The sequence below is a fragment of the Rhizobium sp. CB2179 genome, assembly GCF_057653455.1.
Genome location: NZ_CM172781.1, coordinates 4,635,980 through 4,656,006, shown reverse-complemented (window position 1 = coordinate 4,656,006; position 20,027 = coordinate 4,635,980). Strand labels below are relative to the sequence as shown.

At 60.0% G+C, this 20,027-nt stretch carries 21 protein-coding genes and 1 tRNA gene; 9 read left to right on the top strand and 13 right to left on the bottom strand.

Annotation, left to right across the window (positions count from 1 at the left end; translation table 11 throughout):
* The 4 genes from AC244Q_RS22765 to AC244Q_RS22750 all read left to right on the top strand — a co-directional run bounded on the left by AC244Q_RS22765 (position 1) and on the right by AC244Q_RS22750 (position 5,058).
* A complete protein-coding gene (locus AC244Q_RS22765; RefSeq protein WP_012759649.1) occupies positions 1-852 on the top strand; it encodes an alpha/beta fold hydrolase in 852 nt (283 codons plus the stop codon).
* 151 nt (positions 853-1,003) lie between these two features.
* A complete protein-coding gene (gene rpsO / locus AC244Q_RS22760; RefSeq protein ID WP_003544317.1) occupies positions 1,004-1,273 on the top strand; it encodes a 30S ribosomal protein S15 in 270 nt (89 codons plus the stop codon).
* A 348-nt stretch (positions 1,274-1,621) separates the two neighbouring features.
* Positions 1,622-3,760 carry a polyribonucleotide nucleotidyltransferase gene (pnp, locus tag AC244Q_RS22755; protein ID WP_012759648.1) on the top strand — a complete coding sequence of 713 codons (2,139 nt, stop codon included), beginning with the start codon at positions 1,622-1,624 and terminating at the stop codon, positions 3,758-3,760.
* A 281-nt stretch (positions 3,761-4,041) separates the two neighbouring features.
* The gene (locus AC244Q_RS22750; protein WP_113546613.1) at positions 4,042-5,058 is read left to right on the top strand and encodes a class I SAM-dependent methyltransferase; all 1,017 of its coding nucleotides are present in this window, start codon (positions 4,042-4,044) and stop codon (positions 5,056-5,058) included.
* 97 nt (positions 5,059-5,155) lie between these two features.
* On the opposite strand, the gene fabI is transcribed toward AC244Q_RS22750, so the two are convergent.
* Genes fabI through fabA form a run of 3 tightly spaced genes read right to left on the bottom strand, consistent with a single transcriptional unit; the run spans position 5,156 to position 7,760 of the window.
* Entirely contained in the window at positions 5,156-5,962 is an 807-nt protein-coding gene (fabI, locus tag AC244Q_RS22745; protein ID WP_113546614.1) for an enoyl-ACP reductase FabI, read from the bottom strand.
* Positions 5,963-5,966: 4 nt separating this feature from the next.
* On the bottom strand, positions 5,967-7,199 hold the full coding sequence (gene fabB / locus AC244Q_RS22740) for a beta-ketoacyl-ACP synthase I (protein WP_012759646.1): 1,233 nt from the start codon (positions 7,197-7,199) through the stop codon (positions 5,967-5,969).
* A 45-nt stretch (positions 7,200-7,244) separates the two neighbouring features.
* Positions 7,245-7,760: a 3-hydroxyacyl-[acyl-carrier-protein] dehydratase FabA gene (gene fabA / locus AC244Q_RS22735; RefSeq protein WP_003555774.1), complete on the bottom strand. Its 516-nt coding sequence runs from the start codon at positions 7,758-7,760 to the stop codon at positions 7,245-7,247.
* Positions 7,761-8,060: 300 nt separating this feature from the next.
* Here fabA and irrA point away from each other — a divergent pair, with 300 nt between their 5' ends.
* Positions 8,061-8,480 carry an iron response transcriptional regulator IrrA gene (gene irrA / locus AC244Q_RS22730; RefSeq protein WP_012759643.1) on the top strand — a complete coding sequence of 140 codons (420 nt, stop codon included), beginning with the start codon at positions 8,061-8,063 and terminating at the stop codon, positions 8,478-8,480.
* 54 nt (positions 8,481-8,534) lie between these two features.
* On the opposite strand, the gene AC244Q_RS22725 is transcribed toward irrA, so the two are convergent.
* On the bottom strand, positions 8,535-9,170 hold the full coding sequence (locus tag AC244Q_RS22725; RefSeq protein ID WP_113546615.1) for a trimeric intracellular cation channel family protein: 636 nt from the start codon (positions 9,168-9,170) through the stop codon (positions 8,535-8,537).
* 179 nt (positions 9,171-9,349) lie between these two features.
* Between AC244Q_RS22725 and AC244Q_RS22720 the strand changes: the two genes are divergently transcribed.
* Positions 9,350-9,823, top strand: a complete 474-nt coding sequence (locus AC244Q_RS22720; RefSeq protein WP_003544300.1) for a hypothetical protein — start codon at positions 9,350-9,352, stop codon at positions 9,821-9,823.
* Between the two features lie 3 nt (positions 9,824-9,826).
* Here the strand turns inward: AC244Q_RS22720 and AC244Q_RS22715 are convergent, their stop codons facing one another.
* Positions 9,827-10,615: a YdcF family protein gene (locus tag AC244Q_RS22715; protein ID WP_113546616.1), complete on the bottom strand. Its 789-nt coding sequence runs from the start codon at positions 10,613-10,615 to the stop codon at positions 9,827-9,829.
* A 33-nt stretch (positions 10,616-10,648) separates the two neighbouring features.
* The gene (locus AC244Q_RS22710) at positions 10,649-11,404 is read right to left on the bottom strand and encodes a YoaK family protein (RefSeq protein WP_113546640.1); all 756 of its coding nucleotides are present in this window, start codon (positions 11,402-11,404) and stop codon (positions 10,649-10,651) included.
* A gap of 238 nt (positions 11,405-11,642) precedes the next feature.
* On the opposite strand from AC244Q_RS22710, the gene AC244Q_RS22705 reads away from it, so the two are divergent.
* Positions 11,643-11,879, top strand: a complete 237-nt coding sequence (locus AC244Q_RS22705; RefSeq protein WP_012759639.1) for a DUF2798 domain-containing protein — start codon at positions 11,643-11,645, stop codon at positions 11,877-11,879.
* A gap of 113 nt (positions 11,880-11,992) precedes the next feature.
* Here AC244Q_RS22705 and cysE read toward each other — a convergent pair whose 3' ends face one another.
* From cysE to AC244Q_RS22670, 7 genes are all read right to left on the bottom strand, one after another.
* Positions 11,993-12,841, bottom strand: a complete 849-nt coding sequence (gene cysE, locus AC244Q_RS22700; protein ID WP_113546617.1) for a serine O-acetyltransferase — start codon at positions 12,839-12,841, stop codon at positions 11,993-11,995.
* 66 nt (positions 12,842-12,907) lie between these two features.
* Positions 12,908-13,861, bottom strand: a complete 954-nt coding sequence (locus tag AC244Q_RS22695) for a sulfonate ABC transporter substrate-binding protein (protein WP_113546618.1) — start codon at positions 13,859-13,861, stop codon at positions 12,908-12,910.
* A 155-nt stretch (positions 13,862-14,016) separates the two neighbouring features.
* On the bottom strand, positions 14,017-15,051 hold the full coding sequence (locus tag AC244Q_RS22690) for an NADP-dependent oxidoreductase (RefSeq protein WP_113546619.1): 1,035 nt from the start codon (positions 15,049-15,051) through the stop codon (positions 14,017-14,019).
* A 245-nt stretch (positions 15,052-15,296) separates the two neighbouring features.
* The gene (locus tag AC244Q_RS22685) at positions 15,297-16,229 is read right to left on the bottom strand and encodes a TauD/TfdA dioxygenase family protein (protein WP_128405683.1); all 933 of its coding nucleotides are present in this window, start codon (positions 16,227-16,229) and stop codon (positions 15,297-15,299) included.
* Positions 16,230-16,544: 315 nt separating this feature from the next.
* Positions 16,545-16,829, bottom strand: a complete 285-nt coding sequence (locus AC244Q_RS22680) for a GIY-YIG nuclease family protein (RefSeq protein WP_113546621.1) — start codon at positions 16,827-16,829, stop codon at positions 16,545-16,547.
* Positions 16,830-16,930: 101 nt separating this feature from the next.
* Positions 16,931-17,006, bottom strand: a tRNA-Ala gene (locus AC244Q_RS22675).
* Positions 17,007-17,155: 149 nt separating this feature from the next.
* Complete coding sequence (locus tag AC244Q_RS22670) at positions 17,156-17,539, bottom strand: TIGR02300 family protein (protein WP_012759632.1); 384 nt, start codon at positions 17,537-17,539, stop codon at positions 17,156-17,158.
* A gap of 276 nt (positions 17,540-17,815) precedes the next feature.
* On the opposite strand from AC244Q_RS22670, the gene aroA reads away from it, so the two are divergent.
* Both aroA and cmk read left to right on the top strand, forming a co-directional pair.
* Positions 17,816-19,174, top strand: a complete 1,359-nt coding sequence (aroA, locus tag AC244Q_RS22665) for a 3-phosphoshikimate 1-carboxyvinyltransferase (protein ID WP_128405682.1) — start codon at positions 17,816-17,818, stop codon at positions 19,172-19,174.
* A 69-nt stretch (positions 19,175-19,243) separates the two neighbouring features.
* Positions 19,244-19,891: a (d)CMP kinase gene (gene cmk, locus AC244Q_RS22660; protein WP_113546623.1), complete on the top strand. Its 648-nt coding sequence runs from the start codon at positions 19,244-19,246 to the stop codon at positions 19,889-19,891.
* Positions 19,892-20,027 lie beyond the last annotated feature (136 nt).

The window sequence follows — 20,027 nt, the reverse complement described above, 5'->3', positions numbered from 1 at the left end:
ATGCGCGTAACTGCTATCGGAATCCTGACGTTCTTTTCGATGTTTCTCGCCGTCACCGGCGCTCAATCCGCCGAGCGCTGGGCCGAGCTTCCGGCCTTTCCTTCGATGCCGGTGGCAAAGACGAGCGGCATGGCCGAGGTGAACGACATCAAGATGTATTACGCCGAATACGGCGAAGGCGACCCCATCCTGTTCATTCATGGCGGTCTTGGAAATGCCGAGGTCTGGGGTCACCAGGTCGCCGATTTTGCCAAGGATCATCGGGTCATCGTTGCCGACAGCCGCGGCCATGGACGTTCGACGCGCAGCCAGCAGCCCTTCGGCTATGACCTGATGACATCGGATTATGTGGCACTTCTCGACTATCTGAAGATCGACAAGGTGACGCTTGTCGGATGGTCGGACGGCGGCATCATCGGCATCGACATGGCGATGAAACACCCGGAAAAATTGACCCGCGTCATTGCCCAGGCAGCCAACGTCACAACAGACGGCGTCAAGGCTGACGTCATGGACAACAAGACCTTCAACGACTACATCAACGTCGCCGGCGAGCAGTACCGGAAGCTTTCGCCGACGCCGAACGAATACGACGCCTTCGTCAAGCAGATCTCCGAAATGTGGGCAACCCAGCCGGCCTGGACGGCCGCCGATCTTGGCAAGATCTCGGTGCCGGTCACACTTGCCATCGGCGATCATGATGAAGCCGTAAAGCTCGACCATACGGAAATGATGGCAAAACAGATTCCGGGCGCCAAACTCGTTATCCTGAAAGATGTGAGCCATTTCGCCATGCTGCAGGATCCTGCAGCCTATGACGGGATGGTCCGGGGCGCCATGGCGGGCCGTTGAAGCCGCCAAGGACGACCCCTCTTTCCATCGATCCATATTTGGTTTATAGGCAGCGCCAGCATCGGGTACGCCCGTTTGCATTCACGGCCAAAGCTGGACGACATCCCGGCTTTTGGCGACTTTATCTCCTCCTCTTAGAAAGGATAACCCGATGTCGATCACTGCTGAGCGCAAGTCTGCGCTGATCAAGGAATATGCGACCGTTGAAGGCGATACCGGTTCTCCGGAAGTCCAGGTCGCTATCCTGACCGAACGCATCAATAACCTGACCGAACACTTCAAGGACCACAAGAAGGATAACCATTCCCGCCGTGGCCTGTTGACGATGGTTTCGAGCCGCCGCTCGCTTCTTGATTATCTCAAGAAGAAGGATGAAGGCCGCTATTCCAAGCTGATCACCAGCCTGGGTATCCGCCGCTAAGATTGTCCGGCGGGCGCTTTCCGAGCGCCCGCCGGATCTGTTTCGGGACACGTCTCCCGATGAAATGTTCCAGCCGCGCCCTATCTTTTAGCGGTGGAAAGACCGGCAGACCCGGATGGGCCGGTTCTGCCAAACCAACCGTTGACCTGTCATGGGGCAGGATTGCCGGATGCTTTCGGCCAAGGCTTGTCAATGAGCTTTGGCCCGGTTTCTCAGGAATGCCTGAGGAAACCGAGGATGAAAAGCCTCCCGTTGTCTTGCCCGTGATACGTCACATTGATTGCGGTCGACTGTGCGCTGCGCCTTGATATCGGCGATGGCGCGTGCTCCCGCATTGAAGGACAAGACATGTTTGATACACACACAGTGGAAATCGAGTGGGCTGGCCGCCCGCTGAAACTCGAAACCGGCAAGATCGCCCGTCAGGCCGACGGCGCCGTTCTCGCCACCTACGGCGAAACCGTCGTTCTCGCCACCGTCGTTTCGGCCAAGGCGCCGAAGGCCGGCCAGGACTTCTTTCCGCTCACCGTCAACTACCAGGAAAAGACCTATGCCGCCGGCAAGATCCCCGGCGGCTATTTCAAGCGCGAAGGCCGTCCGAGCGAAAAGGAAACCCTGGTTTCCCGCCTGATCGACCGCCCGATCCGCCCGCTCTTCCCTGAGGGCTACAAGAACGACACGCAGGTTGTCGTTACCGTTATCCAGCATGACCTCGAAAACGATCCCGACGTGCTGTCGATGGTTGCCACCTCGGCTGCGCTGACGCTGTCCGGCGTTCCCTTCATGGGCCCCGTCGGCGGTGCGCGCGTCGGCTACATCAACGGCGAATACGTTCTCAACCCGCATCTCGACGAGATGGACGAATCGAGCCTCGACCTCGTCGTCGCCGGCACCTATGACGCCGTGCTGATGGTGGAATCCGAAGCCAAGGAACTTAACGAAGACATCATGCTCGGCGCCGTCATGTTCGGCCACAAGGGCTTCCAGCCGGTTCTCGACGCGATCATCAAGCTCGCCGAAGTGGCCGCCAAGGAGCCGCGCGACTTCCAGCCGGCAGACTACTCCGCTCTCGAAACCGAAATGCTCGGCCTTGCCGAAGGTGAACTTCGCGAAGCCTACAAGATCACCCAGAAGGCTGATCGCTACGCCGCCGTCGACGCCGTCAAGGCGAAGGTGAAGGCGCATTTCCTCCCCGAGGAAGGCGAAGCCAAGTACACGGCCGAGGAAGTCGGCGCGATCTTCAAGCATCTGCAGGCGAAGATCGTCCGCTGGAACATCCTCGACACCAAGAGCCGCATCGACGGCCGCAACCTCGAAACCGTTCGTCCGATCGTTTCGGAAGTCGGCCTTCTGCCGCGCACCCACGGTTCGGCACTCTTCACCCGCGGCGAAACCCAGGCGATCGTGGTTGCCACGCTCGGCACCGGCGAAGACGAGCAGTATGTCGACAGTCTGACGGGCATGTACAAGGAGCGCTTCCTGCTCCATTACAACTTCCCTCCCTACTCGGTTGGCGAGACCGGCCGCATGGGCTCCCCGGGTCGCCGCGAAATCGGCCACGGCAAGCTCGCATGGCGCGCGATCCGTCCGATGCTGCCGACGCCTGAGCAATTCCCCTACACGCTGCGCGTCGTCTCCGAGATCACCGAGTCGAATGGTTCGTCCTCGATGGCGACCGTCTGCGGTACCTCGCTCGCTTTGATGGACGCCGGCGTTCCGCTGGCAAAGCCGGTTGCCGGTATCGCCATGGGTCTGATCCTGGAAGGCGATCGCTTCGCTGTCCTGTCCGACATTCTCGGTGACGAAGACCACCTCGGCGATATGGACTTCAAGGTCGCCGGTACCGCCGACGGCATCACCTCGCTGCAGATGGACATCAAGATCACCGGTATCACCGAAGAGATCATGAAGGTCGCCCTTGGCCAAGCCCAGGGCGGTCGTGTCCACATCCTCGGCGAAATGTCCAAGGCCATCACCGAAAGCCGCGGCCAGCTCGGCGAATTCGCTCCGCGCATCGAAGTCATGAACATCCCGGTCGACAAGATCCGTGAAGTCATCGGCTCCGGCGGCAAGGTCATTCGCGAAATCGTCGAAAAGACCGGCGCGAAGATCAACATCGAGGATGACGGCACCGTCAAGATCGCCTCGTCTTCGGGCAAGGAAATCGAAGCGGCCCGCAAGTGGATCCACTCGATCGTCGCCGAGCCTGAGATCGGCCAGGTCTACGAAGGCACGGTCGTCAAGACCGCCGACTTCGGCGCCTTCGTCAACTTCTTCGGTGCCCGTGACGGCCTCGTCCACATCTCGCAGCTCGCTTCCGAGCGTGTTGCTAAGACGCAGGACGTCGTCAAGGAAGGCGACAAGGTCTGGGTCAAGCTGCTCGGCTTCGACGAACGCGGCAAGGTTCGCCTGTCGATGAAGGTCGTCGACCAGGCCACCGGCCAGGAAATCCCGAACGAGAAGAAGAAGGAAGAAGCGGCCGAATAAGCCGCCTTCCAGATTCAATACCGGGCGCGGGAATGCTTCCGCGCCCTTTTTTGTATCCTAAAGCGCGGCGCGATCTTTCAGATCGCTAGCGCATAACCCCGAAAGTCGGAATCGATTTTCGGAAAGGGTTATGCGCAGATTCAAAGTGATAGAGCGTCCTTAGCGCGTCTGAAAAGACGCGCGGCGCTCTAGCCGCACTTCAGGTCTTTGGTTTTGCGCATGTCGTGCTCGCAAAACCGCTGAACACTTTTGCGCGACATGCTTTAGGACGAGACGAGACCATGAGCAGCGAGACGCTGAAGACCCTGTTCCATCCCTTTGCCAGCGGCACAGTCGCGGCGCCCGGCGAGGGCGAGCGCGTGCTCTTCCTCGGCGCCGAGGCAGGCTTTGCGCTGCCGGAAGGCTTTGCCGCCTCGCTCAGCGCCGTCCAGGGCTTCCGGCCGCTCTATCGGCAGCTGCTGGCCCAGCGGATCGAAGCGAAGCCGGAGATCGACGGCGAAGACTACGATGCGGCTCTGGTGCTCTGCACCAAGCACAAGGGCGAGAACGAGGCCAATCTCGCCGCTGCGATCGCCCGCACCCGGCTCGGCGGCCTGATCGTCGTTGCCGGCGCCAAGGAAGACGGCATCCAGCCGCTACGCAAGCGGATGGAAGGTTTCAATATTGCCGTCGACTATATGCCGAAATATCACGGCGTCGCCTTCTGGTTCGGCCGGCCGGCGGATGCAGACGAGATTATCTCCAAGCTGGCAAAGGCGCCGGTCCGCGTCGATGGTCGTTTCCAAGCGACTCCAGGCATGTTCTCGCATGACCGCATCGATGCAGGATCGGAGCTGCTGGCGTCGCGCCTGCCTGAGGATTTCACCGGCGACGTTGCGGATTTCGGCGCCGGATGGGGCTATCTCTCCGTCGAGCAGGCGCGGAAGTCGCGTGGACTGACGCGTCTCGACCTCTACGAGGCCGATCACGCGGCTTTGGAGGCTGCCAGGGATAATCTGGCTAAGAACTGCCCGAACGCGCCTGCACGCTTCTTCTGGCACGATCTGGCGGGTGAGCCGGTCAAAGACAAATACGATCTCGTCATCATGAACCCACCCTTCCATGAGGGACACGCGGCCGATCCGGCGCTCGGCCAGGCAATGATCAAGACGGCCGCATCCGCCCTTCGCGGCGGCGGCCGCCTGCTGCTCGTCGCCAATCGCGGCCTGCCTTACGAGCCGGTTCTGGCGGCGAATTTCAAGGAAAGCGGCGAAACCTGCCGCAACGCCCGGTTCAAGGTTCTCTGGGCGAAGAAATAGGGCTCAGGCGGCTTCGACACTGATCCTATCATCGAACAACAAAAAGGCCGTGCGCATCATCTGCGCACGGCCTTTGAGTTTCAAATGGGGTAGCCGTTTACTCGACGTCCGCTTTGCTCAGCGTTTCCAGCGTCGGCATGGAGGTGACGTTGAAGCCGGCGTCGACGAAGTGGATTTCGCCGGTGACGCCTGAGGAAAGGTCGGAGAGCAGGTAGAGAGCCGAGCTGCCGACCTGATCGATGGTCACGGTCTTGCGCAGCGGCGCATTGCGCTGGTTCCAGGAGAGGATCGCGCGCGCATCGGAGATGCCGGCGCCGGCAAGCGTGCGGATCGGGCCGGCGGAAATGGCATTGACGCGGATGCCGCGCGGGCCGTAGTCGGCGGCGAGATAACGCACCGAAGCCTCGAGCGCTGCCTTGGCAACCCCCATGACGTTGTAGTTCGGGATGACGCGCGTCGAGCCGTTATAGGTCAGCGTCAGCATCGCACCACCATCTTCCATCAACGGAGCGCAGCGCTTGGCGATCTCGGTGAAGGAGAAACAGGAAATGACCATGGTGCGGCTGAAATTCTCACGCGTCGTATCGGCGTAGAGACCCTTCAGCTCGTTCTTGTCGGAAAAGCCGATGGCATGAACGATGAAATCGAGCTTGCCCCAGCGCTCCTTGATCGCGTCGACCACGGCATCGACCGAGGCGACGTCCTCGACGTCGCAGGGCAGCACGAAATCCGAGCTGACCTCGGCAGCAAGCGGCCTGACGCGCTTGCCGAGCGCATCGCCCTGATAGGTGAAGGCGAGTTCCGCACCCTGTGCGGCGAGAGCTTTTGAAATCCCCCAGGCGATCGAGTGGTTATTGGCGACGCCCATAACGAGCCCGCGCTTACCCTGCATAATTCCCGTCATATTATTATCCGTTATAACGCTGGAAGACGAGCGTGGCGTTGGTGCCACCGAAGCCGAAGGAATTGGAGAGGGCAATGTCGATCTTGGCGTCGTCGATGCGCTTGCGCACGATCGGGACACCTTCGAATTCGGGATCGAGCTCGGTGATATGAGCGCTTTCGCCGATGAAGCCTTGCTGCATCATCAGCAGGGAATAGATCGATTCCTGCACCCCGGCAGCGCCAAGCGAATGGCCGGTCAGCGACTTGGTCGACTGGATATGCGGGATCTTCGAGCCGAACACTTCGCGGATGGCGCCGATTTCCTTGCTGTCGCCGACCGGCGTCGATGTGCCGTGGGTGTTGACGTAGTCGACGTCGCCTTTGACGGTGGCGAGCGCCTGGCGCATGCAGCGGATAGCGCCTTCGCCCGAGGGGGCGACCATGTCGTAGCCGTCCGAGGTTGCGCCGTAACCGACGATTTCTGCGTAGATCTTGGCACCGCGGGCCTTAGCGCGCTCCAGCTCCTCAAGCACCAGCACGCCGGCGCCGCCGGCGATGACGAAGCCGTCGCGGTTGACGTCATAGGCGCGCGAGGCGCTGTCCGGCGTGTCGTTGTACTTGGAGGACATGGCGCCCATGGCGTCGAAGAGGTTGGACATCGTCCAGTCGAGATCCTCGTGGCCGCCGGCGAACATCACGTCCTGCTTGCCCCACTGGATCATCTCGGCGGCGTTGCCGATGCAATGCGCCGACGTCGAGCAAGCCGACGAGATGGAATAATTGACGCCGTGGATCTTGAACCAGGTGGCGAGCGTGGCCGACGCGGTCGAGGACATCGCCTTCGGCACGGCGAAGGGGCCGATGCGCTTCGGGCTGTTATTTTTTATGGTGATCTCGGCAGCTTCGATCAGGGTGCGGGTGGACGGACCGCCGGAGCCCATGATGATGCCGGTACGCTCGTTCTGAGCGTAGTCTTTCTCTTCCAGGCCGGAATCGGCAAGTGCCTGTTTCATGGCGACATGGTTCCAGGCGCCGCCCTGCGACAGGAAGCGCATGGCGCGGCGGTCGACCAGTTCGGCAAGTTCCGCCGAACCGAGCTTCGGACTGCCCCAGACCTGGCACTTGAACCCATGTTCGGCGAAATCGCTCGAAAAGGAGATACCCGACTTTGCCTGCCGCAAGGATTCGGTGACTTCGGCCGCGTCGTTTCCGATCGAGGACACGACACCCAGACCCGTGACAACTACCCGTCTCATCTGATCAAACCTTTGTTGTTTTCGTCAGCCGCTCGAAACGCGGTTTCAGGCCGTCTTGTCTTTCGATAGACCGACGCGAAGGTCGGCCGCCTGATATATGGTCTCGCCGTCCGCCTTTAGCCAGCCGTCGGCGGTGCCGAGGACCAGACGGCCGCGCATGACACGCTTGAAGTCGATGCCATATTCGATCAGCTTCGTCTGTGGCCGGACCATGCCCTTGAATTTCACTTCGCCGGTCGAAAGCGCCATGCCGCGGCCTTGCTCGCCGAGCCAGCCCAGAAAGAAACCGGTCAGCTGCCACATGCCGTCGAGACCGAGGCAGCCCGGCATGATCGGATTGCCTTCGAAATGGCAGGGGAAATACCAGTCGTCGGGGCGTACGTCGTATTCGGCCCGGAGGTAGCCCTTATCGAAGGTGCCGCCCGTTTCGGAAATGTCCGTGATGCGGTGAACCATCAGCATGGGCGGCAGGGGCAGTTGCGCATTGCCGGGCCCGAACAGCTCGCCATGTGCGCAAGCGATGAGTTCTTCATACGAGAAGCTGGACTGTCTGGTCGTCATAAAGTTTCTTTTCCTCCCGCATCAAGCCGATGGATGTGAACGTGTAGTCCAAGTTCTTCAGAAAATGAAGCACGAGCAAGACAGCTTCATTCATCGCCCCGGACCAGGCTTGCGCCATTATTTGGTGGTCGCATACAGGAAGGCTAGGGCCGGGACCAGACCTATTTGCGTCAAAAGCCCGTTTTTGCCGCGTTTATCAGGCTCCTGTCCCCATTGAACTATTGAAAGGCTCCGATGCAAAAGTTATACCCCTTAAAGAAACATGATTGCTTTATGCCAGAATAACCGGAGTTGGTTTTGATGACGGGTGCACTCCCGATCGCAATAGAGGTAAGGCTGCGCGGTGCAGGCCTGCGCCCCACCCGCCAGCGTGTCGCGCTCGGCGACCTCCTGTTTGCCAAGGGCGATCGGCATTTGACCGTCGAGGAACTGCATGAGGAGGCGGTTGCCGCCGGCGTGCCGGTGTCCTTGGCAACCGTCTACAACACGCTGCACCAATTCACCGAAGCCGGTCTCATCCGGGTTCTCGCCGTCGAGAGCGCCAAGACCTATTTCGACACCAATATATCCGACCATCACCATTTCTTCGTCGAAGGCGAGAACGAGGTGCTCGACATTCCCGTCAGCAACCTGACGATCGCCAATCTGCCGGAACCGCCTGAAGGCATGGAGATAGCCCATGTCGACGTGGTGATCCGCCTGCGAGCGAAGCAGGGCTGACGACGCTTCTAAAGCGCGTCGCGCTGCGCACTTTTGGGCGACATGCATTAGGCTTCACATGACATCGTCGGGATGCCGGCCGGGCTTGTGCCGGTAAGTCGGGAAGGTCCAGCCGAACCACAGGGCTCCACCGCGCACCGCAAAGGCCGCCACGACGCCGCAGGCAGACGCCAGATAGAGCTGCATTCCGAGCCCATTCGCGGCCGTGAACACGCCGGCGCCGATGAGGGCTGCGGTCACGTAGATTTCCGGCCTCAACAACACCGAAGGCTCGTTTGCCATCAGATCGCGCAATATACCGCCGAAGGTCGCCGTCAGCGTGCCGGTGACGATCGCGATGGTCGGCGAACCGGTGGCGGCGAGGCCCTTGGCGGCGCCGATCACGCAATAGGCGGCAAGGCCGATCGCATCCAGCCAGATCAGCAGCCGATAGCGCGATTCCAGCAGGTGGGCGGTGAAGAAAACGATGACGCCCATGATGCAGCAGACGAGGATATAGGCGGGGTTCAGCACCCAGAAGACCGGCACGCGGCCGAGCACGATATCGCGTACGGTGCCGCCGCCCGTTCCCGTCACCATGGCAAAAAACAAAAAACCGATCAGGTCCAGCTGCTTACGCGAGGCGGCGAGCGCGCCTGTCGCGGCAAATAGCGCAATGCCGGCATAATCGAGATAGACGAGTAGAGACATGCGAACCCCGGAACCGGCAGAAGTTTTGCGGAATCAATCACGGCGGCAAGGGCGGCGCAAGGCGGCGCGGCCATAAAGCTGAAGTCTTTGATTTAATGCATGTCGTCGCCCAAAAACCGCTGCGCAGTTTAGGGCGACGTGCATTAGGCTGCAGAGCCTTTATCCAAAAGAGGAAAGCCGTGAAAACGCTGGTGCTCGCCGTTCTGAATATCGTCCTGCTGCTTGCCATGCCGGCTGTCGCCCTCAGTCAGCAATCGTTGATTTCCGATCCTGAGATCTACGAGAAGAAACATTTCCAGGAGCAGTGCAAGACGGCTGAATTTGCCGACGGCTTCATCATCCGGCAGGACATCAACAATGACGGCCTGATCGACGCCGTGGTCAACGAGGGCCAACTGACCTGCGACGGCCAGAAGGGGCCGCAATGCAATGACGACGGCTGTACCTATAATTTCTACCTGCAGGTTGCCGAAGGCGGTTATTTCATGATCGCGACCGCACAGATCTACGGCTACGATTTCGTCCAGCGCTTCGGCAACATGGTGCTGGCGATGAAGATGCATCCGCGTTTCTGCGACCGCACCGAAGGTGATCCCTGCATCGTGACGGCGCGTGTCCGCGGCACGAAATTCGTCACCATCTCGAAGAAGTAAATCTCAGCTCGGATAAAGCTCCGACGTGCGGCCGGCGAGATAATAGCCGACCAGGCCGTACCATTCGCGGATCGCCGTCGCTATGTTCTGCGCATTGAGGTTCGGCTGAGTGAAATCGAGCCCGAGCCTCACCTGGCCGTCGGTGCGATAATCGGTCGGCCAGGGCACGATATCGATGCCGAGCTTGCGGAAGATGCCGACGGAGCGCGGCATGTGAAAACCCGATGTGATCAGCAGGCAATTGGAAAGCCCCTGGCTTGCCAGGAATTCCTTGGTGTTGACGGCGTTTTCGAAGGTCGTGCGCGATTGCCTCTCCTCGATCAGTCGATCCCTGCCAACGCCGAAGAGCGGGAAGAAACGCTCGGATGCCGCCGCATCGCCTTCATAGACGCCCGAAATGGAGCCGTCGCCGCCCGACACCAGAATGCGCGACTGCGGAAATTTCTGCGCGAGCCGCAAGGCTTCGACGAAGCGATCAGCTCCACCATTGAATTCTATGCCGTGGCGTGCCGTGTTGACCTCGTTTTCGAAGGCGCCGCCGAGCACGATCATGCATTGCAGGTTTTCTGGATCGGCGGCGGGCTTTGCGAAGCGCTGCTCGAGACCCTGCATCAGCAGGTTGCCGGCCGTGGTGTAGAGCGTGACGAAGAGGATAAGGGCTGAACCCATTGCGCCGAGGATACTTAAGATACGCCAGCGCAGAAGGCCGGCAAGCAGGGCAAAGAAGACGAGGAAGAATGCCAGCGACAGCGGCTGAGCGAAAATCCAGACAAGCTTCGAAATCAGGAACAAAACCCACTCCTTGAGGATTGGCGGCGATCCTTCCTATCCGATTCGACGGTAACAGGAATGCGACGGTTTTATTTCGCGCGTGATGGCCGATCCGCTCGGTGCAACCTTCTGATTGAAGCGGCGCTGAAGCGGCCGCGGGATGAGCATGGCGGCAAGTGCAAGCAGCATGGCGAAGAGGGAGACCAGCCACAGCGCGTGCGCACCGGTCAGCCGCGTCAGGACGGCGCCGGCGATCGCGCCGAGCACCATGCCGCCCCAGGGCACGATCTGGATCGTCCATTCGACACGACGATCGCCGATGATCCAGCGGCCGATGCCGCGGCCGAAGCGCGACAGGGCGCCGGTCACATAGGTCAGGCCGATCGGCAGGCCTTCGATATGCTCGACGGCAGCGTTCACCATGCCCATGGAAAAGACGATCATGTAGAACCGCGCGAACAGCATGTTCTGCACCGTCATCATCGAGGCGAGCGCCAGAACCAGCCCGACGCAGCCGAGCACCACAAAGATCCGGCGCTCGGAGACATGGGAGATGACGACGCCAGCCGCATTGCCGAGCACGAAAACGACGATGGCGGAGATCAGGACAGCCGCGTGATAAAGATTGCCCTCACTCAAGGCCAGTGCGGCCCGCGTCGTGTTCCCCGTCATGAAGGAGACAAAGTCGCCGGTCAGCAGAAGACCAGTCGCATCGGTCATGCCAGCCAGAAACGAGATCGAGCCGACCAGGGCGAGCCCGGTCAGGGTTCGTCGGGTCCGGATGATGCGGCGGCGTCTTGATCTGGTCATTGGCTGAGGGTCCTGGAGCCGAATCGCTGAGATTCCAGCAACGAACATACATCCTCTCATTGAGGAATTGGCAAAGGCGATCGGAAGCGGATGGGGGCGGACTTGAACGGCAACACATTTTCGGCCATAGAAACAGCGTTGCTTCAGATCGAAGCTCCGTAAGCGTTTACGTCAATCAACGCGCAACCCGCCGATCGGCGCTGCGCAATTGTCTGATCGGCACCTTACGGAGATCAAAATGCCCAAAGGCAAACTCCCCAAACGTTACAATACGATCGTCATGCCGCTCATCCTCTCGCTGCTGATGACATCAGTCGTCTCGGCGATCAGCATCGTCAGAGCACAGGGCCTGACCGCCCCTGCCCTTGCCATGTGGCCCTCCGCTTGGGCGCTCTCCTGGGCGATCGCCTTTCCCGTCCTGCTATTGATGCTGCCGGTGGTAAAGCGGGTGACGGCTGTTATCGTCGAGATGTGAGGTGAGAGGCGCGCCGGCGGGCTTTGAGAGCGGCCTGCCGGAGGTGATGTAGGGCGGCGCGATTTCAAGTCACTCGTCACGCCAACCTTGCCCAGACAAGCCTACCCCAGGCCTTAGATCGTATACTCAGGTTCAGACAAGGTCTGGTCCATCGTGATGCCCGGAAGGTTGAAGTGGCGCTTGCCCACCTGCCTCGCCGGAATGCCGGCGACCGATGTGTAGGCTGCAACACTATTGATGACCACGCTGCCTGCACCCACCTTGGCGCCGACGCCAATTTCGATATTGCCGAGAATCTTTGCCCCTGCTCCGATTAGAGCGCCGCGCCGTACCTTGGGGTGCCGGTCGCCGGTTTCCTTGCCCGTCCCTCCCAATGTAACATTCTGGAGGATGGAGACGTCGTCTTCGACGACCGCAGTCTCGCCGATGACCAGGCCGCTTCCATGATCAAGCATGATGCTCCTGCCCATCTTTGCGGCGGGATGAATGTCGACGCCGAAAACTTCAGAAATTCGGCTCTGGATGTGGCGCGCCAAATGGAGGCGATCATGATGCCAAAGCCAGTGGGCGACCCGTTGTCCCTGCAACGCCACAAAGCCTTTGAAATACAGGAATGGCGTCAGGATTTCCGTGTTCGATGGATCGCGTTCCTTGATCGCGGTCAGGTCGGCGGCGGCATCGGCGACAATATTGCGATTACCGACGAACGCCTGGGCAATCACCGCCAGCAGCTCTTCATGGTCGAGATCGTGATTGGCCAGTTTGATCGCGACCCGCTGAGCGAGCGCCTGGGCGAAACTCGCATGATAAAGCACCGCGGAATTCATGGCGCGCGTGAGTGCTGCATCCTTGGCCGAAGCATTGACGGCCTCCGCGCAAAGAGCCTCCCATATCGCGGCAACCTGAGGCGAAGGGGATGGCTCCGTCGACAGATTGCTCAAGCTGACCAGTGGAACCGTCATGCTAGCTACCTTCTGCAGGCGGACGTCGCGACGTCCGGCATGCAGACGTCGGTGGGAAGAGGAGCACTACGCTTTGCCCTTGCGGACAACGTCGGCAATCGTCACCTCCTTGGGAATGAGCTTCAGTTTGAAAAAGGTGTCGGCGATGCTCTGCTGCTGCGCGACGACGGTGTCGTCCAGGCTCTTGACCCCGTAGGACTGGCGCTCGAGCGCCTTGACGAGGACAGGTTCGGGGATGCCGACCGATGGTGAGAGCTCCGCAGCCGCAGCCGCGGTGTCGGACTTGGTCCATTCGTCGATCTCGGAAATGGCGTCGATCAAGACATTGATCGCCTCGGCGTGACCGTCGACCAGCGACTTGGTGCCGAGATAGAACTGGTGATTGGGGACGATGCCTTCGCCGTTTCTGAGTTCTCGCGCTTCGACCGCGACTTCCGCCGCGGCCTGGAAGGGATCCCAGATGACCCAAGCATCGACCGCGCCCTTTTCGAAGGCTGCGCGGCCGTCGGCCGGAGCGAGGAAGGATGATTCGACGTCCTCATAGGTCAAGCCGGCTTCTTCGAGCGCCTTGACGAGCAGGTAATGCACGTTCGAGCCCTTGTTGAAGGCGACCTTCTTGCCTTTCAGTTCCGCGACGGACTTTATGGGGCTGTCCTTCGGGACCAGTATGGCTTCTCCGCGCGGGGCGGGCGGCTCGTGTGCGATATAGACAAGCGGAGCGTTTGCGGCCTGGGCGAAGATCGGCGGCGTTTCGCCGGTCGATCCGAAATCGACAGCACCAGCGTTCAGGGCCTCGAGCAGTTGAGGACCGCCCGGAAACTCGGTCCATTCAACGGTGTAGCCGATGGGTTCCAGTTTCTTCTCCAGCGTGCCTTTGCCCTTGAGAAGCACCAACGTTCCATATTTCTGGTAGCCGATACGCACGACCTTGTCAGCGGCGCCGGCCAGCCGAACGTGGGTCAAAGGTGTCGCGATGGCACCTGCCACCACTGCAGTGAAAGCTCGCCTTGTGATCTTCATCATACCCTCCGGAATAAGACGAGACCAAATTAAAGTGTCTCTATATTTTTGATAGAATATATGTGCTCCGGTGTCGGCTTCTTCGGGATTCGCTTTTTTGTTCTGTTCCGACCGTGAGCAAAAAGAACTGCGCCGCGAAATAGAGAACGCCGAGGCTATGTTCGGGGCGCGACGCGCACGATCAGCTTTCCGAAATTTTTCCCTTCCAGAAGGCCAAGGAAAGCCTCGGGAGCGTTTTCAAGGCCGTCAACGAGATCTTCCTTGTACTTGAGCCGCCCTTCCGAGATCCACGCTCCGGCCTGATGGGAGAAGTCGGGACGCTGGTCGGCAAATTCGCGCTGTATGAAGCCTCGTATGGTGAGGCTTTTCCGCAGGATGGCACGCATCACCGCAGGAAGCTGATCACCTCCGTTCGAGACAGAGGATCCTTCGTTGTAATGCGCGATGAGGCCACAGACCGGTATCCGCGCGAAGTCGTTCAGCAATGGAAACACCGCGCTCCAGACGTGGCCACCAACATTCTCGAAATAGACATCGATTCCGTTCGGACAGGCGGCTGCGAGTTGTGCCGGAAAATCGCTCGAATGATGGTCTATCGCGACATCGAAGCCGAGCTCTTGGCGTAAGTGGTCACATTTCTTGGCCCCGCCTGCGATTCCGATAACACGCGCACCGTAAATCTTTGCCATCTGCCCAACTGCCGAGCCAACCGCACCGCTCGCTGCCGCGACCACAAGTGTTTCGCCGGCTTTGGGTTTGCCAATATTGCGAAGCCCGGCATAGGCCGTAAAGCCCGGCATTCCAAGAATGCCGAGTGCTGTCGTGATCGGTGCGGTTTCCGGATCGAGCTTCTGCAAGCCCGCACCATCGGAAATCGCATAGCTCTGCCAGCCGGAATGCGAGAGGACGATATCCCCCGCCTTGAACGCCGTGTTGCGGCTGTGCGCGACCTGCGCAACCGTGCCCCCTTCCATCACACCGCCAATTTCGACCGGCTTGGCATAGGACTTGGCATCGTCCATGCGGCCCCGCATGTAGGGGTCAAGGGAAAGATAAAGCGTCTTGAGAAGAACCTCGCCCTCGGCGAGATCCCGAACCGTCTCCCGCTCGAGCCGGAAATTCGCAGCCACCGGCTTTCCGGATGGGCGCGATGCAAGGACGATGCGGGTGGTAACGGGTTGACTAACCATGGGTGTTCTCCTCTTCGAATTTCTCCTTGGTGTATCAGGAAATTGCTTGAAGCGAACTGAGCGCTCGCCATCTGGGCCGTACCGGCGCACCCCTGGTCGTCGTGTCGCGGGCGCGTTCACAACCAGCATGCCTGGAAATGTGACCGTGCTCAGTTCGCCCTTTATGACGCGCGTTCGCCGATCGAGTAGCGCGGAAAGCGCCGCGCTATATCAAGCTTCATGGTTGCTCCCTAGTCCAGCCGCGCTCACGCGGCCTTTGCTTTCGGCTTGGCGACCTTGACGTGGGTTGTTACGCTGCGGCGGCCGTCGACGCTGACGGGGACGTCGCCGTCAACGGTGGCGCGGCGCACGACCCGGTGCTGGTCGCCGTAGTCGTTGACAGCGTAGTGCTGGGTCGCGCGATTATCCCAGATTGCGACGTCACCGGCTCTCCAGTGCCAGCGCACGGTATTTTCCGGCGCGGTAACATAGGACTGGAACACCTCGTAGAGTTTTGCGGAGTCGCTCTTCGACAAGCCGACGAGACGCTGAACGAAATTGCCGAGCAGCAGCGATCTTTCGCCGGTTTCGGGATGGACACGCACGACTGGATGCTCGGTCTCGTAGATGGTCGACGTGAAAACTTCCTCGAAATGCTTCTTCTCGTCAGCGGTGGCGCGAGGGCGCACGGCTGCGTAGTCATAGGCATTGCTGTGAATGGCCCACAAATTGTCCGCCAGCAATTTGAGCGATGCTGGCAGACTTTCGTATGCGGCATGGGTGTTGGACCAGATCGTATCACCTCCAGCCGCCGGAATGACGACGCCGCGAAGGACCGAGAATTTGGGATAGGCATCCACGAAGGTGACGTCGGTGTGCCACTGGTCCGCCCTGCCGCCTCCGCGGCTGGAATCGAGATTGAGGATGGAAGCCGTGCCGGCCACCGGACCCTGAGTTGGATGAGGCACAAGGTCGCCCAGGCGGCGCGCGAACGATTCCTGTTCGGAATCGCCAAGATGGTCCTGATCGCGGAAAAAGATGACTTTGTGTTTCAGGAGAAGCTGGTTGATGGCTGCGACCGTCGCGTCGGAAAGGTCTCCGCCGAGGCGAATACCCCTGATTTCGGCTCCGACGCGGCCGGTCAGCGGCACGACATCGGACTCGGGAATGATCTGATTGACGAGAACTGGATTGCTCATGGATATCTCCTGGCTGATCTTGGAAGAAGACGGCAAGTCACATGCGCCCAACGACGCATTCGCCGGACGTTCGAAAATCTTATTGTTAAAATCGACAGGGCTATGGAACGCTATAATCCATCAAATCAATAGACAAAATATTCTAATTTTGACTGTTTGCCCGAAACAGCCGCCTTCGATATTTTCTTATTGCCGGTGAATTCTCACTTGGGGCCTGCAGCGATGCATCTTTCGATCGCCAAGCGGCTTGCGCGTGGACCCAGTGGTCGGCGTTGCGCAACAGTTTGCACGGCGGTAGGCGGCACTTAATGGGAATCAGTCTTCCAATTGGCGAGGGCCACCCGGGTCCGGATTCGGCTGGACCAATCTCTTGCTGGCAAAAGCCCTGCCGGAATGCGATTTCAGATATGTTTCGAATTCAAGGGCTTTGAGTTTGTCGGGAAAGGCGCAATACCAGAGCAAATTCCATGGTGCGAATTTGGCAGTGTGGGCGGATTTTCCGGCATTGTGTGCCGCAAATCGTTGTTTCAGATCTGCGGTAGACCCGGTGTATTCCTGATCGGGAAAATCGACGCTGCGGAGAATATAGACGTACCACATCAGCGTTTCAGCCCGTCGTCGCCCTTCGGGCTATGCCGGGCACTGCTTCGGCCTAACGGTTTCTCGCGGCTGCGCCACGCGAAGCCCGTAAGGGCGAAGCGTGGTGGAGCTAAGCGGGATCGAACCGCTGACCTCTTGCATGCCATGCAAGCGCTCTCCCAGCTGAGCTATAGCCCCATTAAGGTGGTCCGGCTCGGGGCCGGTCCTGGGATACTCCTCAAGGCGTGCCCTTCGGAGTGGCGGCTTATTACTTCCGGATTCCGGAGATAGCAAGCCTAAAAAATCTGGCCCGGAGAATTTTTTCCTCGCCGGGCCGAAATGCGGTCTCAGACTTCGTCGTCGTCGCCGGTCACGCCGATGATGTCGCTCATGTCGTCATCATCGTCATCTTCGTCGGGTGTGAGGAAGGTATCGTCGTCGTCGTCGCCTTCGATTTCGACATCGTCATCGCCGATATCGGGGATGTCGTCACCGCTGGCGGCGTCATCGGCATCTTCCAGCGAAACCAGTTCGACTTCGGTGTTTTCAGTATCGACTTCCGCGACCTCCTCTTCCTCGGCAACTTCGGCGATCGCCGAGGTTTCTTCGAAGAAGGACAGAGGATAGGACTTGCCGGTATAAGGAGAGACGATCGGATCCCGGTTCAGATCATAAAACTTCTTGCCGGTTTCCGGATCGGTACGCTTGGTTCCAAGTTCCGCTTTCGCCACTATAAGCCTCGTGTGAATGACCGAATGCAAGATTCGGCAAATGCCGATCAAGCCGGCGTTCCATCGGAATTTATAAGCCGGTCCCCTTAATCGCTGTGGCTTCCCATGTCAAAGCCAAACTTTGCGAGCCGGGCGCCGGGTTTTTGGCAAGCCGACGGATGACCGCCCGGCGCGTTTATGTTAACGAGCCGCAACAGCTGCAGAAGCGGACGGGAATTGCGACCGGCCAAGCCTGTCTCGCGGCAAAAATAGACTGCATTTGCAAAGGATTGCGCCATGCTGAACGGCTCCGCGCCAAAGCCCGCCACCGCCCGCAAATCCGCCGGCCTTACGGGCAGCGTCCGTATTCCGGGCGACAAGTCGATCTCGCATCGTTCCTTCATGTTCGGCGGACTCGCCTCCGGCGAAACCCGGATCACCGGCCTGCTCGAAGGCGAGGACGTGATCAATACCGGCCGGGCGATGCAGGCGATGGGCGCCCGAATTCGCAAGGATGGCGCGCAATGGGTGATCGAGGGCACCGGCAACGGTGCACTGCTTGCGCCTGACGCGCCGCTCGACTTCGGCAATGCCGGCACCGGCGTACGTCTGACCATGGGCCTCGTCGGCACCTACGATTTTCGCTCCACCTTCACAGGCGACGCCTCGCTTTCGAAACGGCCGATGGGCCGCGTGCTCAATCCACTGCGCGAAATGGGCGTGCAGGTCAGCGCCTCCGAGGGCGACAGGCTGCCGGTGACGCTCAGAGGCCCGGGAACGCCGAGCCCGATCCGCTATCGGGTGCCGATGGCATCCGCCCAGGTGAAATCGGCCGTGCTGCTTGCCGGCCTCAATACGCCGGGTATCACCACGGTCATCGAGCCGGTGATGACGCGCGACCATACCGAAAAGATGCTGCAGGGTTTTGGTGCTGCCCTTTCCGTCGAGACCGATAGCGAGGGTGTGCGCACAATCCGGCTCGAAGGGCGCGGCAAGCTGGCGGGCCAGGTGATCGACGTTCCGGGCGACCCCTCCTCCACCGCCTTCCCGCTGGTTGCGGCGCTGCTTGTTCCCGGCTCCGACATCACCATCGTCAACGTGCTGATGAACCCGACCCGCACCGGGCTGATCCTGACGCTGCAGGAGATGGGGGCCGATATCGAGGTGGCGAATGCGCGTCTTGCCGGCGGCGAGGACGTGGCGGATCTGCGCGTGCGCCACTCCGAACTCAAGGGCGTCACCGTTCCCGAAGAACGTGCGCCGTCGATGATCGATGAATATCCTATCCTCGCCGTCGCTGCCTGTTTCGCCGAGGGCGCGACTATCATGAAGGGGCTGGAGGAACTGCGCGTCAAGGAGTCCGACCGTCTTTCCGCCGTCGCCGATGGCCTCAAACTCAATGGCGTCGACTGCGACGAAGGCGAGGATTTTCTCATCGTGCGCGGCCGGCCAGACGGCAAGGGCCTCGGCAATGCTGCCGACGGCAGGGTCAGCACACATCTCGACCATCGCATCGCCATGAGTTTCCTTGTCATGGGGCTTGCCTCGGAGCATCCTGTCACGATCGACGACGCGGCGATGATCGCGACCAGTTTTCCGGAATTCATGCAGCTGATGACCGGCCTTGGAGCGAAGATCGCGGAGGTGCCGGAATGATCTACCGGCCGCGGCAATCCGCGAAGACAAACTCATTCGCCGTTTCGGCGCTGCCGCAGGATTGATCGTATGACGAACGAGACCTTCACCATCGCCATCGATGGCCCGGCGGCGGCGGGCAAGGGCACTCTCTCGCGCCTCATCGCAGAGCGCTACGGATATCACCATCTTGATACCGGCCTGACCTATCGCGCCACAGCCAAGGCGCTGCTCGATGCCGGCCTGCCTCTCGACGACGAGGCGGTGGCGGAAAAGATCGCAAGAGAGGTTGAACTCGCCGGATTGGATCGCGATATACTTTCCAAACATGAGATCGGCGAAGCCGCCTCGAAGATTGCCGTCATGCCGGCGGTGCGCCGGGCGCTGGTCGAGGCGCAGCGACGGTTTTCGACGAAAGCGCCGGGAACGGTGCTCGATGGGCGCGATATCGGCACGGTCGTCTGCCCGAATGCGGCGGTGAAATTCTATGTGACGGCGTCGCCGGAAGTCCGCGCAAGACGCCGTTATGACGAGATCCTCGGCAAAGGCCTGACTGTGGATTTCGATGCGATCTTCGAGGACGTCAAGCGGCGCGACGAACGCGACATGGGACGGGCCGACAGCCCTTTGAAACCAGCTGATGATGTGCACTTGCTTGATACGTCGGAAATGAGTATAGAGGCCGCGTTTCAAGCTGCTCAATCGATCATCGATGCGGTCTTGAGCCGAAATGCCTAAATTCAAGCGATTTTGCGTGCTCTGAGCATGGATCGCTTCTAATACAGCAAGCCTGAAATTCCGTCCAAGCGCCGGATTGCCTTCGTCAGAGAGGGCGGACTGGGTTCAGGCCCGTTCAACGCAAACCAACCGGCGC

What these genes read in the sequence shown, in the direction of transcription:
- cmk (WP_113546623.1), top strand. Translation starts at nt 19,244, where the DNA reads ATGACGAACGAGACCTTCACCATCGCCATCGATGGCCCGGCGGCGGCG.
- AC244Q_RS22685 (WP_128405683.1), bottom strand. Translation starts at nt 16,229, where the DNA reads ATGAGCAATCCAGTTCTCGTCAATCAGATCATTCCCGAGTCCGATGTC.
- cysE (WP_113546617.1), bottom strand. Translation starts at nt 12,841, where the DNA reads ATGACGGTTCCACTGGTCAGCTTGAGCAATCTGTCGACGGAGCCATCC.
- AC244Q_RS22765 (WP_012759649.1), top strand. Translation starts at nt 1, where the DNA reads ATGCGCGTAACTGCTATCGGAATCCTGACGTTCTTTTCGATGTTTCTC.
- aroA (WP_128405682.1), top strand. Translation starts at nt 17,816, where the DNA reads ATGCTGAACGGCTCCGCGCCAAAGCCCGCCACCGCCCGCAAATCCGCC.
- fabB (WP_012759646.1), bottom strand. Translation starts at nt 7,199, where the DNA reads ATGAGACGGGTAGTTGTCACGGGTCTGGGTGTCGTGTCCTCGATCGGA.
- irrA (WP_012759643.1), top strand. Translation starts at nt 8,061, where the DNA reads ATGACGGGTGCACTCCCGATCGCAATAGAGGTAAGGCTGCGCGGTGCA.
- pnp (WP_012759648.1), top strand. Translation starts at nt 1,622, where the DNA reads ATGTTTGATACACACACAGTGGAAATCGAGTGGGCTGGCCGCCCGCTG.
- AC244Q_RS22750 (WP_113546613.1), top strand. Translation starts at nt 4,042, where the DNA reads ATGAGCAGCGAGACGCTGAAGACCCTGTTCCATCCCTTTGCCAGCGGC.
- AC244Q_RS22710 (WP_113546640.1), bottom strand. Translation starts at nt 11,404, where the DNA reads ATGACCAGATCAAGACGCCGCCGCATCATCCGGACCCGACGAACCCTG.
- fabA (WP_003555774.1), bottom strand. Translation starts at nt 7,760, where the DNA reads ATGACGACCAGACAGTCCAGCTTCTCGTATGAAGAACTCATCGCTTGC.
- AC244Q_RS22680 (WP_113546621.1), bottom strand. Translation starts at nt 16,829, where the DNA reads ATGTGGTACGTCTATATTCTCCGCAGCGTCGATTTTCCCGATCAGGAA.
- AC244Q_RS22725 (WP_113546615.1), bottom strand. Translation starts at nt 9,170, where the DNA reads ATGTCTCTACTCGTCTATCTCGATTATGCCGGCATTGCGCTATTTGCC.
- AC244Q_RS22705 (WP_012759639.1), top strand. Translation starts at nt 11,643, where the DNA reads ATGCCCAAAGGCAAACTCCCCAAACGTTACAATACGATCGTCATGCCG.
- AC244Q_RS22695 (WP_113546618.1), bottom strand. Translation starts at nt 13,861, where the DNA reads ATGAAGATCACAAGGCGAGCTTTCACTGCAGTGGTGGCAGGTGCCATC.
- fabI (WP_113546614.1), bottom strand. Translation starts at nt 5,962, where the DNA reads ATGACGGGAATTATGCAGGGTAAGCGCGGGCTCGTTATGGGCGTCGCC.
- rpsO (WP_003544317.1), top strand. Translation starts at nt 1,004, where the DNA reads ATGTCGATCACTGCTGAGCGCAAGTCTGCGCTGATCAAGGAATATGCG.
- AC244Q_RS22690 (WP_113546619.1), bottom strand. Translation starts at nt 15,051, where the DNA reads ATGGTTAGTCAACCCGTTACCACCCGCATCGTCCTTGCATCGCGCCCA.